This is a genomic window from Azotobacter bryophylli (genome assembly GCF_042643485.1).
GTDB lineage: Bacteria > Pseudomonadota > Gammaproteobacteria > Pseudomonadales > Pseudomonadaceae > Azotobacter > Azotobacter bryophylli.
In genome coordinates this window covers 1-16,115 of sequence record NZ_JBHRSJ010000002.1, presented here as the reverse complement: position 1 = coordinate 16,115, position 16,115 = coordinate 1, and the positions used below count along the sequence as shown (strand labels likewise).

Genomic DNA, 16,115 nt, shown 5'->3' with positions numbered 1-16,115 from the left:
CGGGGCCGGGGCGCGGCGGGGCGGCTACCGGCATTGGACCGTGCCGCCGCCGGCTCTGCTCCTGGCCGGCTGCCAGGGCCCGCAGTCGGCGCTGGCGCCGGCCGGCCCCGCGGCGCAGGCGGCGGCCTGGCTGTGGTGGGGAATGCTGGGCTGGTTCGCCCTGGTCTGGGCTGCGGTGCTGGGGCTCTGGCTGTACGCCCTGGTGCGCCGGCCGCCGGACTGCGACGAGGCGCGGGCGAAGCGCCTGGGGCGGCGCTGGATCGTCGCCGGCGGCCTGCTGCTGCCCGGCTTCAGCATCCTCGCCCTGCTGGTCTTCGGCATCCCCCAGGGCCTGTGCATGCTGCCCCTGCCGCGGGAGGGCGAGGCGCCGCTGCGCATCGAGGTGATCGGCCACCAGTGGTGGTGGGAAGTGAGCTATCCGCAGAGCGGGGTGGTCACCGCCAACCGCCTGGCGCTGCCGGTGGGACGGCCGGTGGACCTGGAGCTGACCAGCGCCGACGTGATCCATTCCTTCTGGGTGCCGAGCCTGGCCGGCAAGCTGGACATGCTGCCCGGCCGGCGCCTGACCCTGCGCCTGGTCGCCGGGCGGGCCGGGGTCTACCGCGGCCAGTGCGCGGAGTTCTGCGGCGCCCAGCACGCGCGCATGGCGCTGAGCGTCGAGGCCCTGGTACCGGAGGAATTCGAGCGCTGGCAGGCGGCGCGCCAGGTCGCGCCGCCGGTGCCGGCCGAGCACGCCGCGGCGGTGGCTGCCTTCCGTCCCTATTGCGGCCAGTGCCACCGGGTCGCCGGGGTCAGCCCGGGCGGCCGCGGCCCGGACCTCACCGACGTGGGCTCGCGGCCGAGTCTCGGCGCCGGCACCCTGGCCATGGGCGAGGGCGCCATGCGCCGCTGGCTGGGCGAACACCAGCGGCTCAAGCCGCACAACGGCATGCCCCGGCACGACGCGCTGCCGGCCGGGACCCTGGACGCCATCGCCGCCTGGCTGGAGAGCCTGGGGCCATGAGCGAGGCCGAAGGCGACCGCCTGCACCGAGCCCTGCTGGCCGTATGGGCCGATCCGCGCGGCTGGCGGGCGCTGTCGGCGGTCAGCCACGGCCGCATCGGCCGGCGCTTCCTGCTCACCGGCGGCGCCTTCTTCCTGATCGGCGGGCTGCTGGCGATGCTGATGCGCGCCCAGCTGGCGCGCCCGGAGCAGGCGCTGCTGGACCACCGGGTCTACAACCAGCTGTTCACCCTGCACGGCACGCTGATGATGTTCCTCTTCGCCGTGCCGATCCTCGAGGGCCTGGCGTTCTACCTGATCCCCAAGATGCTCGGCGCCCGCGACCTGCTGTTCCCGCGCCTGAGCGCCTTCGGCTACTGGTGCTACCTGTTCGGCGGCCTGATCCTGCTCGCCAGCCTGCCCCTGGGCCTCGCGCCGGACGGCGGCTGGTTCATGTACACGCCGCTGAGCGGCGCCGCCCATTCGCCGGGGCCGGGCGCGGACGTCTGGCTGATGGGCACCACCCTGGTGGAGATCTCCTCCCTGGCCGGTGGCATCGAGCTGGCGGTGTCGATCCTGCGCGGCCGCGCCCCCGGCATGAGCCTGGACCGGATGCCGCTGTTCGCCTGGTACATGCTGGTCACCGGGCTGATGATCGTCTTCGGCTTCCCGCCGCTGATCCTCGCCGGCGTCCTGCTGGAGCTGGAGCGCGCCGCGGGGTTCGCCTTCTTCGACCCGGCCCGGGGCGGCGATCCGCTGCTCTGGCAGCACCTGTTCTGGCTGTTCGGCCATCCCGAGGTGTACATCATCTTCCTGCCGGCGGCGGGCATCGTCAGCACCCTGCTGCCGGTGTTCGCCGGCCGGCCCCTGGTCGGCTACCGCTGGGCGGTGCTGGCGGCGATCGGCACCGGCTTCCTCAGCTTCGGCCTCTGGGTGCACCACATGTTCACCGTCGGCATCCCGCTGCTGGCCCAGGCCTTCTTCTCGGCGGCGAGCATGCTGGTGGCGGTGCCCACCGGCATCCAGGTGTTCGCCTGGCTGGCGACCCTGTGGACCGGGCGGCCGCGCTTCGCCGTGCCGATGCTGTGGCTGGCGGGCTTCCTGGCGATCTTCGTCGCCGGCGGCCTGACCGGGGTGATGCTGGCGCTGGTGCCCTTCGACTGGCAGGCCCACGACAGCCACTTCGTGGTGGCGCACCTGCACTACGTGCTGGTCGGCGGCATGTTCTTCCCGCTGGTCGCCGGGCTCTACTACTGGCTGCCGCACTTCTCCGGACGCATGCCTTCCGAGCGCCTGGGACGCTGGGGCTTCTGGCTGACCTTCGGCGGCTTCAACGCCACCTTCCTGGTGATGCACTGGACCGGCCTGCTCGGCATGCCGCGGCGGGTCTATACCTATCCGGCCGGGCTGGGCTGGGACGGGCCGAACCTGATCTCCTCCCTCGGCAGCTTCGTCATGGCCATGGGCGTGGCCATGCTGCTGCTGGATCTCGGCCTGCATTTCCGCTTCGGCCGCCGCGCCCCGGCCAATCCCTGGCGGGCCGACACCCTGGAGTGGGCCACCGCGCTGCCGCCGGCGGCCTACAACTTCGCCAGCCTGCCGGCCTGCGCGACCCGCCATCCGCTGTGGGAGAACCCGGCGCTGGCGCAGGGCATCGCCGCGGGGCGGCACGGGCTGGCCGCCGCCGATCACGGCCGGCGCGAGACCTGGAGCAGCGAGCCGCTCAGCGGGAGGGTGCGGGAAGTCGTCCAGCTGCCGGGCAACAGCTGGCTGCCGCTCGGTGCGGCGCTGGCGCTGGCGGCGCTCTGCCTGGCCCTGCTGGCCGGCGCCTACGGCCTGGCCGGCGCGGCGGCGCTGGCGAGCCTGGCGATCCTGCTGCGCTGGTCCTGGGTCAACGGCGCCCATCCCTTGGCCGCGCCCGATGCGCGCACTGAACCGGGCGATCCGCCGTTGCACTGGCGCACCTTCGACGGCCCCGGCCTGTGGGGCATGGGGCTGAGCCTGCTGGCCGACGGGGCGCTGTTCTTCTCGCTGATCTTCGCCTGGTTCTATTTGTGGGCTGTGGCGCCCAACTGGCAGCCGCCGGCACGCTCGCCGCTGCCCGCGCTGGCGCTGCTGCTCGACGGATTGCTGCTGGGCGGCATCGTCCTCGGCTTCCGCCGGCTGCTGGCGCGTCTGCGCCGGCGCGACTGCCGGCATCTCGAGGCCCGGCTCTGGGGACTGGCCGCCGCGGGGCTGCTGCAGGCGCTCGGCCTCGCCTGGATTCTTTGGCGCACACCGCTCGCACCGGGCGCCGGCGCCCACGACGCGCTGGTCGCCGCGATCCTCGGCTACCTGCTGCTGCACTGCGCCCTGGGCCCGCTGCTGACCGCACTGCAGGCCTGGCGGGTGCGCCTCGGCCTGGTCGGCGAGCGGGCACCCTACGAGCCAGCGGTGCTCGCCCGATGGTGGAGCTACTGCCTGCTGGCGTTCGCGATCGGCTACTCCGCGCTGGTGCTGTTGCCCGCCGGCTGGGCTGCGGGCCGATGAGGGCAGGGCATCCGCTGCAACTGGCGGTCGGGCCCGCGCTCTGGGGGCTGTGGCTGGTTGCCGTCTATGCCGGGCTGGCGCTCGGCTGCCTCTTCGGAGCGGCGGCGGGGCCGGACGCCCGCCGCGGGCTGAATGTCCTGCTCGGCGCCGCGACCCTCTGCATCGCCGCCGGGCTGCTGTGGCAGGCCTGGCGACTGTGGCGGGCGTCGCCGCCGTCGGCCACCGAACGCTTCGTCGCCCGCACCGGCGCCGCGCTGGACCTGTTCGCCGCGCTGGCCACGCTGTTCGTCGGCCTGCCCATCGCCGAGCTGCCGCCATGCGTCTGAGCGTCGCCGTCGCACTGTGGCTGCTGCCGGCGCTGGCCCGGGCCCACGGCCTGTTCGACGAGCGGCTGGCGCCGCGCCTGCCGTCGCTGCTCGGCGCGCTGCTGCTGGCAGTGGCCTGGCTGGGCCATGCGGCCGGCTGCCGCCGCCGTCCGCCGCCGGCCCGGCGCTTCTGGGCCTTCCAGCTGGCGCTGCTGCTGAGCGTGCTCGCCCTGTTCGGCCCGCTGGACGAGCGGGCGGAGAGCAGCGCCGCCCTGCACATGATTCAGCACATGCTGCTGATGCTGGCGATCGCGCCGCTGCTGGCGCTGGCCCGGCCGTTGACGCAGTGGCGGCGCCTGGGCGGTCGGCCTCTGGCTCCGGCCTGGCGCGCTCTGGCACGGCTGGCTCGGCGGCCGCCGGCCTGCGCCGCGCTGCACGGTGCGGCGATCTGGATCTGGCATGCGCCCGGGCCGTACCGGCTGGCGCTGGAGCAGCCCTGGTGGCATGTCGGCGAGCATGCCTGCCTGCTGGGCAGCGCCTGGCTGTTCTGGTGGTCGGTGCTGCAGGCCGGCCCGCGCGAGCGGGGCCGGGCCCTGCTGGCGCTGCTGCTCACCGGCATGCACACCGGCCTGCTCGGCGCCCTGCTGACCTTCGCCCGCCTGCCGCTGTACCGGGACGGCGGCGCGCTCGCCGACCAGCAGCTGGCCGGCCTGCTGATGTGGGTGCCGGGCGGGCTGGTCTATCTCCTCGCCGCCGCCGACTGCGCCCGCCGCGGCCTGCGGCGGATCGGCCATGGCCGGCCGGAGAGCGGCTACAGTCAAGGAAGAGGGGACGACTCGTCCTGAGATTCCCGCCAGACAGCCAGACAGGAGAGAGGAAATGGCCAGCGTCGGTTATCACGAGCCCATCGGGGAAATCTCCGCGGAGACCCGCGACATGCACCGGGCCATCGTTTCGCTGATGGAGGAGCTGGAAGCCATCGACTGGTACAACCAGCGCGTCGATGCCTGCCAGAACCCGGAGCTCAAGGCGATCCTGGCGCACAACCGGGACGAGGAGAAGGAGCACGCCTCCATGGTGCTGGAGTGGATACGGCGGCGCGATCCGAAGTTCTCCCAGGAACTCAGCGAATACCTCTTCAGCACCGCGCCCATCGCCCACGACAGCGAGGACTGACGGCCGCCGGCGGGCGTTTCCCCGCCGCCGACCGTCCGTCAGTAGCGCATCTCCCAGTTCCTGCCGATCATCCCCGCCGCCTGTTCCATCTGCTCCATGCGCTGGTCGTAGGCGGTGCATTCGTTGGGCAGCGTGTCGTCGACCTTGCGCAGCACTAGGTAGTGCATCTCTTCGCTGAGCGCGGCGGCCTTGCGCGGGTCGTTGCCGGTCAGGGCATGGATCTTGGCGGCCAGTTGCCTGGCCTTGTCGGTGGCTTCGTCCGGGGTGCAGGCGAGGCTGGAGACGGAGGCTAGCAGGGCGGCAGCGGCGCCGAATCCGATCAGGGCGTTCATGGGCGGGTCCTCCGATCAGGGTGTATCCGGTGGATAGCCGCGCCGGCGGAAAAGTTCAGCGGACGATCTTTCCGCCCTCCGCCTCGCTAGAACTCGCGGAAATGGTCCCTGTCACCTTTAGAGCGACACGCAAAAGGCAACTTCCCTGTCCGCGCACCGTTGTCCGGTGTGCCCGAGCTTTAGAAAGGTGGATAAGCCAATGCCTACACCCAGAGACCGCACACCGCGCCCCGACCAGCCGAATCCGGGGCACTCGATGCAGGACATCGCCGGCGACCTGCAGGGCCAGGCCGGCCAGATCGCCGAGGAGGCCAAGCGCCAGGGCAAGGAGCAATTGGAAAACTATCGGCAGAGCGCCGCGGACGAACTGGAGAAGATCGCCGAGGGCGCCCGCGCGGCGGCCACCGAGCTGGAGGAGCAGGACGAGTCGGCGCTGTCGAGCTACGTGCTGGACACCGCGGAAAGCCTCTACCAACTGGCCGACAAGCTGCGCGGCAAGAGCGTCGAGGAGCTGATCCAGCAGGCCGGGCGGCTGGCCCGGGAGAATCCCGCCCTGTTCGTCACCGGCAGCGTCGCCCTCGGCTTTGGCCTGATGCGCTTCGCCCGCGCCTCCGGCCGCCGCGTGGGACAGCAGCCGGAGCGGGAGAGGCAGCCGGGCGCCGAGCTGCAGGCGATGGGCGGCGAGCCGATGGCGACCGGCGCGAACATCCCGCCGCACGTCACGGTCACCGCCACCCCGGACGGCACGGTGACGGCCAGCAGCAGCCGGATGCCCGGGCGGGGCACCCACCGCCTGCCGCCGGGCGACATCGGCCACGGCCTCACCGGCGCCGCCGCCGGCACCCCCACGGGCGCCGCGGCGGGCACCCCGACCGGCTCCCCCGAGGAGACGCCCCGGGTCTCCCCCAACCCCAGTGATCGGCAAGGCCCCAGCGGAGGAATGCAGTGATGAGCAACCAGACCGGCAAATCGACCATGCAGACGCAGAGCGAAACCGAATACCGCAAGGCCGAGACGTTCCGCCCCGATCCGCGCGGGACCGACATCCCCGGCCCCGAGGTCCGCATGCCCGGGCCCGAGGTCGGCGCCAGGCTGGATGAGAGCGCCACCGGCATCGGCGGGCTGATCCGCCAGCTCGGCCGCGAGGTGCCGTCGCTGGTGACCAAGGAGCTGGCGCTGGCCAAGGTGGAGATCACCGAGGCGATCAACGCCACCAAGACGGCCACCGGCGCCGTGGCCGGCGGCGGCGCGGTGCTGCTCGCCGGCTTCATCGTCCTGCTGCAGGCGGCCGTCTACGCCCTGAACCTGGTGATGGACGCCTGGCTCGCCGCCTTCATCGTCGGCGCGGTGGTGTCGGTGGTGGGCTACGCGATGATGCAGGCCGGCAAGAAGAAATTCGAACCCTCGGCCCTCAAGCCCGAGCGCACGCTGCACAGCCTGCAGAAAGACAAGGCCGCGATCAAGGAGGCCACCCGATGAGCACGCAGAGCAGAGTCGACGAGGAATCGCGCAAGGATTCGGCCACCCTGGAACGGGAGATCGACCAGCAGCGCGCGGAGATCGGCAGCATCGTGCAGGCGCTGGAGAACAAGCTGTCCCCCGGCCAGTTGCTGGACAGCGTGCTGCACTACTCCAAGGGCCACGGCGGCGAGTTCATGGGCAACCTGGGGCGGACGGTGCAGGCCAACCCGGTGCCGACCCTGCTCACCGGCATCGGCCTGCTCTGGCTGATGACCAGCCAGAACCGCACGAGCGCCCCGGCCTACGTCGAGACCCAGGCCAGCACCGGCCCGAGTCTCGCCGAGAAGGCCCGGCAGCAGGCGGCCGGCATCCGCGAGAAGGCCGGGCAGATCGGCGAGAGCGTCACCGACACCCTGGGCTCGGCCCGGCAGCGCCTGAGCGAGTCCGGCCACCAGGTCGGCGACTCCCTGCGCCAGGGCGCGCAGCGGGCCCGCGGCAGCTTCGAGCGCATGCTCGACGAGCAGCCGCTGGTGCTCGGTGCCATCGGCGTCGCCGCCGGTGCCGCGCTGGCCGCCGCGTTGCCGCCGACCGTACAGGAAGACCGGATGCTCGGCCGGGCCAGCGACCGGCTCACCGATCAGGCCCGGCACAAGGTCGAGGAGGGCTACGAAAAGGCCAGCGAAATGGGCCGGGACATGGCCGACCAGTTGAGGGGCGAGTCCGCCCAGCAGCCCTACGGCCAGCAGAGCGCCCAGCCCGGCAGGCCGCACTGAGCCCGCCGCATCGCCACCCGCCGACCGGAGTAGAGATATGTCCGAGCAAAAACAGACGCTTCCGCCGCAGCACCAGGATCATCGTCCCGGCACGGAAAGCGAGATGCACCCGCGGCCGGAATACAAGGCCGAGGACTACAAGGCCGCCGGCAAGCTGCAGGGCAAGGTCGCGGTCATCAGCGGCGCCGACAGCGGCATCGGTCGGGCGGTGGCGGTGGTCTACGCCAAGGAGGGCGCCGACGTGGTGGTGCTCTACCTGGACCAGCCGGAGGACGCCGAGGAAACCCGCCGCCAGGTGGAGCAGCTCGGCCGGCAGTGCCTGACCCTGGCCGGCGACGTGGCCGACGCCACCTACTGCCGGCTGGTGGTCGACCAGACCATGGCCAAGTGGGGACGCCTGGACGTGCTGATCAACAACGCCGGCGAGCAGCATCCCCAGGACCGGCTGGAGGACATCAGCGAGGAGCAGTGGGAGCGGACCTTCCGCACCAACATCTTCGGCATGTTCCAGTTGACCAAGGCGGCGCTGCCCTCGATGAAGGAGGGCGGCGTCATCATCAACACCACCTCGGTCACCGCCTACAAGGGCAATCCGAAGCTGATCGACTACTCCTCGACCAAGGGCGCGATCACCGCCTTCACCCGCTCGCTGTCGATGAACCTGGCATCCCGCGGGATACGGGTGAACGCGGTGGCGCCCGGGCCGATCTGGACGCCGCTGATTCCCTCCACCTTCGACGAGGACACCGTCGCCCACTTCGGCGCCTCCACCCCCATGGGCCGCCCCGGCCAGCCGGAAGAGGTGGCGCCGGCCTACGTCTACCTGGCCTGCAGCGACTCCTCCTACATGAGCGGGCAGGTACTGCACGTCAACGGCGGCACCGTGGTCAACGGCTGAGCGCCGCCTTGTTAGGCTCCCCGGCCGCTGCGTGCCGGGGAGCCTCTCCGGCCTGGCTCCCGGAAAACTGATTTCCATCAAGTCGGCGAAACCCGTTCAGACTGTAGATAGTAGGCAAGGCACGGGACGACTCAGGAGACTTGGCCGTGGAAATCATCGATCGACGCAAGGCGCTTGGCATTCCGCCACTCTGGCGCCTGGCCTTTCGCCCGTTCTTTCTCGCCGGCAGCCTGTTCGCGCTGCTGGCGGTGCCGCTCTGGGTGGCGGCCTGGGCCGGCGCCTGGCACGGCTGGCAGCCGGCCGGCGGCTGGCTCGCCTGGCACCGCCACGAGATGCTGTTCGGCTTCGCCATGGCCATCGTCGCCGGCTTTCTGCTCACCGCCGTGCAGACCTGGACCGGCCGGCCGAGCATTTCCGGCCAGCGGCTGATGCTGCTGGCGCTGCTCTGGCTGGCGGCGCGCCTGGGCTGGCTGTTCGGGCTGCCGATAGCGCTGCTGACCGTTCTGGAGCTGGGCTTCATGCTGACCCTGGCCGGTCTGATGGGGCGGATGCTCCGGGCCGTGCGGCAGAAGCGCAACTATCCCATCGTGGCGGTGCTGCTGCTGATGACGGCGGCCGATGCCGAAGTCATGGCCGGCCTGTTCCGGGGCGACGACTCCCTGCAGCGCCAGGGCGTGCTCGCCGGCCTCTGGCTGGTGGCGGCGCTGATGGGGCTGATCGGCGGGCGGGTGATTCCCTTCTTCACCCAGCGCGGCCTCGGTCGTCAGGAGATGGTGAAGCCCGTCGTCTGGCTGGACATCGCCCTGCTCGTGGGCACCGGCCTGGTCGCCGTGCTGCATGCGGCGGGGCTGGCGCTGTCGCCGAATCCGCTGCTCGGGCTGCTGTTCCTGGCCATCGGCGGCGGGCATCTGTGGCGCCTGCTGCGCTGGTACGACGCCGGCATCCGGGGCGTGCCGCTGCTCTGGTCGCTGCACCTGGCCATGCTCTGGCTGGTGGTCGCGTGCGTCGGGCTGGCGCTCTGGCATTTCGGCCTGCTGGCCGCCTCCAGCCCGTCCCTGCACGCGTTGACCGTGGGCTCCATGGGCGGGCTGATCCTGGCCATGATCGCCCGGGTCACCCTGGGGCACACCGGCCGGCCGCTGGAGCTGCCCGCGGGCGTGCGCTGGGCCTTCGTGCTGTTCAATCTGGGCGCCGTGGCGCGGGTGTTCCTGGTGCCCGTCTGGCCGCTGGCGGGGCTCTGGCTGGCGGCGACCTGCTGGTCGCTGGCCCTGGCCCTGTACGCCTGGCGCTACGCGCCGATGCTCACCAGGGCGCGGGTGGACGGCCATCCGGGCTGAGCCGCGGCCGGCTCACGCCTCCCGCAGGCGCAGCCTCCGGCGCATCTCGGCGGTGATGCGCTGGCGGACGGACGCGTAGTCGGCCCAAGGCGCCGGATCGTCGGCCAGGCGCTCGTGCAGGTTGCGGAGGGTCCAGGCGTCGGCGCCCTTGAGTTCGGCGACCTCCTCCGGGAAGACCGGCACCGACACCGGCAGTCCTTCGCGGGCACGCACCGAGTAGGCGGCCACGGTGGTGGCGCCCTGGCCGTTGCGCAGGTAGTCGGCGAAGATCCGCCCGACCCGGTTCTTCGGCCCAGCCACCGCGGAGAAGCGGTCCGGCAGCAGTTTCGCCAGGTGGCGGGCGATGGCCTGGGCGAAGGCCTTGACCCGGGCCCAGTCGTCCCCGGGCGTCAGCGGCACCACCAGGTGGATGCCCTTGCCGCCGCTGGTCTTGACGAAGGCGCGCAGGCCCAGCTCCTCCAGCAGGGTCAGGGTCAGCCCGGTGGCCTCCGCCATGCGCCGCCAGGGCAGCGCGGGGTCCGGGTCCAGGTCGAGGATGAAGCGGTCCGGGTGCTGCAGGTCCGCTGTCGTGGCGTTCCAGGTGTGCAGTTCGATGGCGTTCATCTGCACCGCGCCGAGCAGGCCTTCGGCGCTTTCGACGACCATCGCCGGTTGTCCCGCCTCGGCCTCGTCCAGGGCGGCGATGCCCGCGACTCCCAGTTTCTCGGCGCTCTTCTGGAAGAACAGCTCGCCGGCGATGCCTTCGGGGGCGCGGATCAGCGCCACCGGGCGGTTCGCCAGCTGCGGCAGCAGCCAGGGCGCCGTGCGTTCGTAGAACTCCGACAGATCCCGCTTGGTCGCGCCGCTGCGGGCATCGATCACCCGTTCCGGATGGGTGAGCGTGAGCTTGGCGTCGCCGCGTGTCCGCGATCGCTTCGGCGTCGCCGCCGGCCCGACTTCCTGCGGGCGTTCCCGGGTGATGGCCTCCGGCGGCTTGTCCTCGCGCAGGCCGTGGAAGACCGCATGGCGAATGAGGCCGTCGCGGGTCATCTCGGCGTAGGCCACTTCGGCCAGCAGTTGCGGCTGCAGCCAGTGCACGCCGCGCGCCTCGGCGCAGCCGGGCGGATTCGTCACGGCCGGGCGTGTGCTGCGCAAAGGCTGCATCTGCCGGTAGAGGCTGCGCAGGGTGGGGCCGTCGAAGCCGGCGCCGACCTTGCCGGCATAGCGCAGCGCCCGGCCCGGCGCATCGTGCAGGCCGAGCAGCAGGGCACCGAAGCCCTGGCGCGTACCCTTGGGGGCGGTGTAGCCGACCACCACGAATTCCTGGCGGTTCTGGCACTTGAGCTTGATCCAGTCGCTGCTGCGCCGGGATAAATAGTGACTGCCGGCGCGCTTGCCGATCAGCCCCTCCAGCCGGATCTTGCAGGCGCTGTCGAGGATGGCGTCGGTGGCTTCGCCGAAGTCCTCGGAGAAGCGCAGGGTCTCGTGCTCGCCGTGGCGCAGCAGCCCGGCGAGGAGGGCGCGTCGCTCCTCGATGGCGACCTGGCACAGATCCCGGCCGTCGAGGTAGGGCACATCGAACAGGTAGTAGAGGATATCGTCGCTGCCGCCGGCCTCGAAGGCGTTCTGCAAGGCCTGGAAGTCCGGCAGCCCTTGCCGGTCGAGCACGACGATCTCGCCGTCCAGCCAGGCCGACTGCAGGCCCAGGCCGGCCAGCTCCGCGGCTTGGCGCGGCATCTTCGCCGTCCAGTCCTGGCCGCTGCGGGTGAACAGGCGTACCTCGCCGTCGCGGATGCGGGTCAGGATGCGGTAGCCGTCGAACTTGATCTCGTAGCGCCAGTCGCCGGCGGGAACCTGGTCCACCAGGGTGGCCAGCTCGGGGGCGAGCTGGTCCGGCTGCGCCGCCCGGCGCGCGCCTTTCAGCGTCCGCTGCGGCGTTTCCGTCTCGGCCTTGCCGCGGCGCCTCGGCACGAGAGTACGATCGCTCAGCACGCTGTCGGGCATCGCTCCGACCACGTCGAACTCCGCTTCCGGCCTGGCCGCGCCGTCCCGCGACTTGATCAGGAACCACTGCTCCTGGTTGCCGGAGCGGCCGGTGCGCACCAGATTCCACAGGCCGGCGAGTTTTTCCCCCTGCAGCTCGAACTTGAGCCGGCCCTTCCGGTAGCCCTCCCGCGGATCGCCTTGGGGTATCCAGATGCCGCGATCCCAGACGATCACGTCGCCCGCCCCGTAGTGGCCCTCCGGGATATGCCCTTCGAAGGTGGCGTAGGCCAGCGGGTGGTCCTCCACCTGCACGGCCAGCCGGCGCACGCCGGGATCGAGGCTGGGGCCCTTGGGGACGGCCCAGCTCTTCAGGGTCCCGTCCAGTTCCAGGCGGAAGTCGTAGTGCAGGTGGGTGGCGTCGTGCTTCTGGATGCAGAACTGCAGGGCATGGGCTTGGCCTTCCCGTGCCGCGGGGCCGGGTTCGCCACCGGCTGGCTCGGGCGTCGCGGCGAAGTCGCGCTTGCGCTCGTACTCTTCCAGGGACTTGCTCATCGGGAAAACCCCTGCCGCTCTTCTTATCGGTATAGAGAGTGCCGGGCTTTCTCGGGTTCATTCGGTGGGGGAGAGGGAGGCGGTGGTCACGACCGGGCGAGCCGATCGAGGTCCACCGCCTTGCTGCGCGAGGGTTTTGGTTCGTTGCATCCAAGCCGGATCTTCCTGTGTCGGAAATGTCCCGGGCGGTCAGCGTTTGGCCTCGACGTCGGGCGTTTCGGCACGGGTCAGGAAGGCCGTGGTGAGTTCGGGCAAGTGGGCCAGCATCCATTGGGCCATGGCCTCTTCCTGGGCGAGGATTTCCTGAACCACGCGTTTGGTTTCCAGATCGCCCACGGTTTCGGCGGCGGCGCTGAGGATGGTGTACGAGGCGATTTCCATGTTCTCGAACACATAGCCGCTCATGGCGCCCTTGATCACCTCGTCGCTCATCACCACGCCACTGAGTCCCTGGCCGAACGCCATGAGCTTGCCGGCGATGTCCTTGAGGGTAGAGGTGCTGCTGCCCAGCCGCTTGATGCAGTTTTCCACCTGTTGCTGTTGCCAGCGGGTTTCCTCGATGTGCTGATCGATCCGGGTCTTCAGTTGGGGATAGTGCTCGATGCGTTCGGAAAACGACTGGAGCATCTGCTCCGCTTGTTGCTCCATCGCGTGAGCGTCACGCAGCCAGTCAAGCAGGTGTTCTTGTGCAGTAGCCATATGCAGATCTCCTGATTGAAACAAGTGGAACCTCTGGTAGAAGTCCCGGGCCGTTTAAAAGTTCAGGCCATCTGATCGGCGTGGAATGGAGTGATTGTTGCGATTGTTTTCCTCGCTCGGCTTGCACGTGTCGGGTTATTGGCGTTGATCATTTGTCTTGGTGAGTGGCTGAACTCCATGGAGTGCCTCGCATCCTAATTAAGGGCGAGTACAGCCTGATTGCCTGTGTCCCTTTCTTTCATCCGTCCATGCGGAGGAATTCAGAGATGAGAACATATAAGGCTTTATTGGCAAGTGTGTTGCTCTTGGGCTTTAGCGCCGTTTATGCGGCGGAAAAGCTCAGCCCTGCCGAGTTCGTCGACGAGGCGTCCGCCAAGAGCGTCGCCGAAATCGAAGGCGGCAAAATGGCCCTGCGCAAAAGCTCATCCGAAGACGTGAAGGCCTATGCCCAGCGCATGATCGACCACCATACGACCGTCAATACCGAACTGGCGAAGATCGCTCACCAGAAGAATCTGAAAGTGGCCAATGAAGCCGAACTCATGAGCAAGGCGCAGGAGTTGATCCTCAAGTTGCGCGAGGGCGAGTCGTTCGACAAGGCATATGCCAAGAATCAAGTTTCGGCCCATGAGGCCACCATCAAACTCTTCCGCGAAGAGTCGCACAGTTCCGCCGATCCCGAACTGAAGGCCTTCGCGACCAAAAGCTTGCCGATGTTGGAGCAACATCTGGAAGAGGCAAAGAGACTAGCCGAAGCGCATTGAGCGGGGAATATCGATATCCTGTCTCTGCCTCTTAGTTGGAAGCGAATCATGCAGGCGCGTCTTGGCATATATGGTTCGCTTCCGGCTGTCTGACTTCTGGTTTTATTCCTTTCCGTTAATCCGAGCCGGCTGTTTCACTCTCTCCGACCGGTTATCAGTTCGCTGCAACCTCCTTTATCTGCACGCCGTCCCTTCCTTGTGGCCTGCGTGGTCAGTTGGAACCTGCTCCAGCCCGAGAGGCCCCAGGACACGCGTCATGCATTCCTCAACGCAATCTGCCTGGAGGCATTGATGGATACCCTGACCAACCTACTCGATGCCAAGGGCTGTCCCCTCGACATGCAGAAGTTCACCTGGCGGGAAATGGCCAGCAAACCGATCAGCAAACTGGATGACGATGCCTTCACCAGGGTACGGGTCATCCTGATGAACGGCATCGAGGTCGATGCGCTGCGACTCAAGAACATCGGCGCGCGTTTCCATGGAGCTCTGCGCCTGCCGCTGGCCCAGGTGAGACGCAGCGAGCAGCATCAGGCGACTATGATCAACTGGCTCGTCTCGGCCGATCATTCGCCGCTGGAAACCACCATCGCCTATGAGCAGGTCGCCATAGAGGTCACCGCCGCGGTGGCCCAGAGCGAACCCGATCCCTATCAGGCCCAGACCTATCGCTTCGGCCTCCTGGAGGACTTCGACCACCTCTATCGCTACTCGGCGATGCTCGACCGCCTCGAGGGCAAGGACGCCAACAATATCCTGCAGGGCTACACCGACATCATCCCCAGCCGTCCGACTCCGGAACACCATCGAGCCCCGGAGGACGATCTGCGGGAGAGCTATCGACGCGAGTCCGCCGCGCTGATCACCAAGATCCACGCCGCCATGATCACCGCGGCGGAATACCAGACCCATGACTACTACATGAACGTCGGGCCGACCTTCGCCGATCCGGTGGCCCGCCAGCTGTACGCCGAGATCGCATCGGTGGAGGAGCAGCACGTTACCCAGTACGGCTCGCTGCAGGATCCCGAGGAGACCTTCCTCGAGAAGTGGCTGATCCACGAGGCCATGGAGGCCTACAACTACTATGGCTGCGTCGAGCAGGAGAGCAATCCGCGGATCAAGGCGATCTGGGAGCGTTTCCTGGATTACGAGCTCGGTCATCTCAACGTGGTCTGCGAACTCTTCAAGCAGCACGAGCGACGCGATCCGCAGGAGGTTCTCGGCGGTACGCTGCCGAAGATGGTCGAGCTCAAGAGCCAGCGCGACTTCGTGCGCAAAGTGCTGGCCGACGAGATCGACCTGCGCGCGAAAGGCACCCGGTTCGTGCCCAAGCGGGAGGAGGACGCCGTTTCCCTGGAATACCGCAAACAGCTCAACTCGGCAGGCTCCGCTGCCCAGAGCGCTTCTGCCGGTTACCAGTGGACACCTGGTACCGAACTGCAACGCAAGGCTTCCTGAGGAGAATCGCCATGCAAAACGCGACCAAGATCGGCCTTAACTATACCGGCACGCAAATGTCTCCGAAGGATTGTGAGCGGCAGGTCAGGGCGTCCATGGAGGTACAGCCGGATTTCACCGGCGATGAACGGAATATCGCCATTTTGCGTAGTACCACCATCGCCGAGGCGGACGCCATCGGCTCCGTACCCATTCCCGGCTCGGCCAAGGGGATGGTGATCACGGGGCTCAGCAAGCTGGCCGGGCAGAGCCCGGAAGTCTTGACCGACAAGCTCGGCGAGCGGCTGGCCTTCGAGCGCGGCGGTACCCGGCTCTACGAGGCGCTGATAGCCAAGGTCGAAAGCATCCCGGATACGTCTCCCGAAATGCTCGGGCGCTTGAAGCACTTCCATGATGAGGAAGCCTCTCACTTCAAGCTGGTAGCTGGAGCCCTGGAGAAGCTCGGCGCTGATCCCACTGCTATGACGCCTGGTGCCGACGTATCGGGTGTGACCGCTATGGGCGTGTTGCAAGTCATCAGCGATCCCCGGACCAATCTCGCCCAGTCGCTGAATGCCTTGCTCACCGCCGAACTGGCCGACAATGCCGGCTGGGAGCTGCTGATAGATCTGGCCAACGCGGGAGGCCATGCCAGTCTGGCCGAGTCCTGCGGTCAAGCACTGGCCGAGGAGCATGTGCATCTGGAAACCGTACGCGGCTGGCTGAAAAGTGAACTCATGAGTCAGCTATAATCTTTAAGAGAGAGGTGGGGTAGAGGGCAACCTGCTCCATCCGGTCAAAAAATCGGTTGACGGCTGTTTTGATGTCCCTATAATGCGCACCACTTCCGGCGCGGTCCTCACGGAAAACCTCTTTCGAATCAAGGGGTTGGCTAAGAGGGTG

At 68.8% G+C, this 16,115-nt stretch carries 16 protein-coding genes; 13 read left to right on the top strand and 3 right to left on the bottom strand.

The features are described from left to right. Window positions 1-55: 55 nt before the first annotated feature. Genes coxB through ACFOJE_RS02400 form a run of 5 tightly spaced genes read left to right on the top strand, consistent with a single transcriptional unit; the run spans window position 56 to window position 4,991 of the window. Window positions 56-1,003, top strand: a complete 948-nt coding sequence (gene coxB / locus ACFOJE_RS02420; RefSeq protein ID WP_377812705.1) for a cytochrome c oxidase subunit II — start codon at window positions 56-58, stop codon at window positions 1,001-1,003. After that, window positions 1,000-3,510, top strand: a complete 2,511-nt coding sequence (gene ctaD / locus ACFOJE_RS02415; protein WP_377812656.1) for a cytochrome c oxidase subunit I — start codon at window positions 1,000-1,002, stop codon at window positions 3,508-3,510. The genes coxB and ctaD overlap by 4 nt, the downstream gene beginning before the upstream one ends. After that, window positions 3,507-3,836 carry a hypothetical protein gene (locus ACFOJE_RS02410; protein ID WP_377812655.1) on the top strand — a complete coding sequence of 110 codons (330 nt, stop codon included), beginning with the start codon at window positions 3,507-3,509 and terminating at the stop codon, window positions 3,834-3,836. Before ctaD ends, ACFOJE_RS02410 begins: the two co-directional genes overlap by 4 nt. Continuing rightward, window positions 3,827-4,660 carry a cytochrome c oxidase assembly protein gene (locus ACFOJE_RS02405; RefSeq protein WP_377812654.1) on the top strand — a complete coding sequence of 278 codons (834 nt, stop codon included), beginning with the start codon at window positions 3,827-3,829 and terminating at the stop codon, window positions 4,658-4,660. The genes ACFOJE_RS02410 and ACFOJE_RS02405 overlap by 10 nt, the downstream gene beginning before the upstream one ends. 34 nt (window positions 4,661-4,694) lie before the next feature. Continuing rightward, window positions 4,695-4,991 carry an encapsulin-associated ferritin-like protein gene (locus ACFOJE_RS02400; RefSeq protein WP_377812653.1) on the top strand — a complete coding sequence of 99 codons (297 nt, stop codon included), beginning with the start codon at window positions 4,695-4,697 and terminating at the stop codon, window positions 4,989-4,991. 38 nt (window positions 4,992-5,029) lie between these two features. On the opposite strand, the gene ACFOJE_RS02395 is transcribed toward ACFOJE_RS02400, so the two are convergent. Then, on the bottom strand, window positions 5,030-5,323 hold the full coding sequence (locus ACFOJE_RS02395) for a hypothetical protein (RefSeq protein WP_377812651.1): 294 nt from the start codon (window positions 5,321-5,323) through the stop codon (window positions 5,030-5,032). 199 nt (window positions 5,324-5,522) lie between these two features. Between ACFOJE_RS02395 and ACFOJE_RS02390 the strand changes: the two genes are divergently transcribed. From ACFOJE_RS02390 to ACFOJE_RS02370, 5 genes are all read left to right on the top strand, one after another. Further along, entirely contained in the window at window positions 5,523-6,272 is a 750-nt protein-coding gene (locus ACFOJE_RS02390) for a hypothetical protein (RefSeq protein WP_377812650.1), read from the top strand. A 116-nt stretch (window positions 6,273-6,388) separates the two neighbouring features. Continuing rightward, on the top strand, window positions 6,389-6,802 hold the full coding sequence (locus tag ACFOJE_RS02385; protein WP_377812704.1) for a phage holin family protein: 414 nt from the start codon (window positions 6,389-6,391) through the stop codon (window positions 6,800-6,802). Continuing rightward, window positions 6,799-7,557, top strand: a complete 759-nt coding sequence (locus ACFOJE_RS02380; protein ID WP_377812649.1) for a DUF3618 domain-containing protein — start codon at window positions 6,799-6,801, stop codon at window positions 7,555-7,557. The genes ACFOJE_RS02385 and ACFOJE_RS02380 overlap by 4 nt, the downstream gene beginning before the upstream one ends. Window positions 7,558-7,594: 37 nt before the next feature. Further along, the gene (locus ACFOJE_RS02375) at window positions 7,595-8,455 is read left to right on the top strand and encodes an SDR family oxidoreductase (RefSeq protein ID WP_377812648.1); all 861 of its coding nucleotides are present in this window, start codon (window positions 7,595-7,597) and stop codon (window positions 8,453-8,455) included. A gap of 146 nt (window positions 8,456-8,601) precedes the next feature. After that, window positions 8,602-9,792 (top strand): NnrS family protein, encoded by a 1,191-nt coding sequence (locus ACFOJE_RS02370; protein WP_377812647.1) that lies wholly within the window; start codon window positions 8,602-8,604, stop codon window positions 9,790-9,792. A gap of 12 nt (window positions 9,793-9,804) precedes the next feature. On the opposite strand, the gene ligD is transcribed toward ACFOJE_RS02370, so the two are convergent. Then, a complete protein-coding gene (gene ligD / locus ACFOJE_RS02365; RefSeq protein WP_377812646.1) occupies window positions 9,805-12,309 on the bottom strand; it encodes a DNA ligase D in 2,505 nt (834 codons plus the stop codon). A 189-nt stretch (window positions 12,310-12,498) separates the two neighbouring features. After that, window positions 12,499-13,008 (bottom strand): ferritin-like domain-containing protein, encoded by a 510-nt coding sequence (locus ACFOJE_RS02360; protein ID WP_377812645.1) that lies wholly within the window; start codon window positions 13,006-13,008, stop codon window positions 12,499-12,501. A gap of 266 nt (window positions 13,009-13,274) precedes the next feature. On the opposite strand from ACFOJE_RS02360, the gene ACFOJE_RS02355 reads away from it, so the two are divergent. The 3 genes from ACFOJE_RS02355 (at window position 13,275) to ACFOJE_RS02345 (ending at window position 15,964) form a co-directional block, all read left to right on the top strand. Then, window positions 13,275-13,772, top strand: coding sequence for a DUF4142 domain-containing protein (locus ACFOJE_RS02355; RefSeq protein WP_377812644.1), 498 nt, complete (start codon window positions 13,275-13,277; stop codon window positions 13,770-13,772). Between the two features lie 291 nt (window positions 13,773-14,063). Next, complete coding sequence (locus ACFOJE_RS02350; protein ID WP_377812643.1) at window positions 14,064-15,233, top strand: hypothetical protein; 1,170 nt, start codon at window positions 14,064-14,066, stop codon at window positions 15,231-15,233. A gap of 11 nt (window positions 15,234-15,244) precedes the next feature. Then, window positions 15,245-15,964, top strand: a complete 720-nt coding sequence (locus ACFOJE_RS02345) for a ferritin Dps family protein (protein ID WP_377812642.1) — start codon at window positions 15,245-15,247, stop codon at window positions 15,962-15,964. Window positions 15,965-16,115: the final 151 nt, after the last annotated feature.

Excerpts from the sequence above, each read along its gene's own strand:
- ctaD (WP_377812656.1), top strand. The coding sequence starts at position 1,000 with ATGAGCGAGGCCGAAGGCGACCGCCTGCACCGAGCCCTGCTGGCCGTA.
- ACFOJE_RS02410 (WP_377812655.1), top strand. The coding sequence starts at position 3,507 with ATGAGGGCAGGGCATCCGCTGCAACTGGCGGTCGGGCCCGCGCTCTGG.
- ACFOJE_RS02405 (WP_377812654.1), top strand. The coding sequence starts at position 3,827 with ATGCGTCTGAGCGTCGCCGTCGCACTGTGGCTGCTGCCGGCGCTGGCC.
- ACFOJE_RS02400 (WP_377812653.1), top strand. The coding sequence starts at position 4,695 with ATGGCCAGCGTCGGTTATCACGAGCCCATCGGGGAAATCTCCGCGGAG.
- ACFOJE_RS02395 (WP_377812651.1), bottom strand. The coding sequence starts at position 5,323 with ATGAACGCCCTGATCGGATTCGGCGCCGCTGCCGCCCTGCTAGCCTCC.
- ACFOJE_RS02390 (WP_377812650.1), top strand. The coding sequence starts at position 5,523 with ATGCCTACACCCAGAGACCGCACACCGCGCCCCGACCAGCCGAATCCG.
- ACFOJE_RS02385 (WP_377812704.1), top strand. The coding sequence starts at position 6,389 with ATGCCCGGGCCCGAGGTCGGCGCCAGGCTGGATGAGAGCGCCACCGGC.
- ACFOJE_RS02380 (WP_377812649.1), top strand. The coding sequence starts at position 6,799 with ATGAGCACGCAGAGCAGAGTCGACGAGGAATCGCGCAAGGATTCGGCC.
- ACFOJE_RS02375 (WP_377812648.1), top strand. The coding sequence starts at position 7,595 with ATGTCCGAGCAAAAACAGACGCTTCCGCCGCAGCACCAGGATCATCGT.
- ligD (WP_377812646.1), bottom strand. The coding sequence starts at position 12,309 with ATGAGCAAGTCCCTGGAAGAGTACGAGCGCAAGCGCGACTTCGCCGCG.
- ACFOJE_RS02360 (WP_377812645.1), bottom strand. The coding sequence starts at position 13,008 with ATGGCTACTGCACAAGAACACCTGCTTGACTGGCTGCGTGACGCTCAC.
- ACFOJE_RS02355 (WP_377812644.1), top strand. The coding sequence starts at position 13,275 with ATGAGAACATATAAGGCTTTATTGGCAAGTGTGTTGCTCTTGGGCTTT.
- ACFOJE_RS02350 (WP_377812643.1), top strand. The coding sequence starts at position 14,064 with ATGGATACCCTGACCAACCTACTCGATGCCAAGGGCTGTCCCCTCGAC.
- ACFOJE_RS02345 (WP_377812642.1), top strand. The coding sequence starts at position 15,245 with ATGCAAAACGCGACCAAGATCGGCCTTAACTATACCGGCACGCAAATG.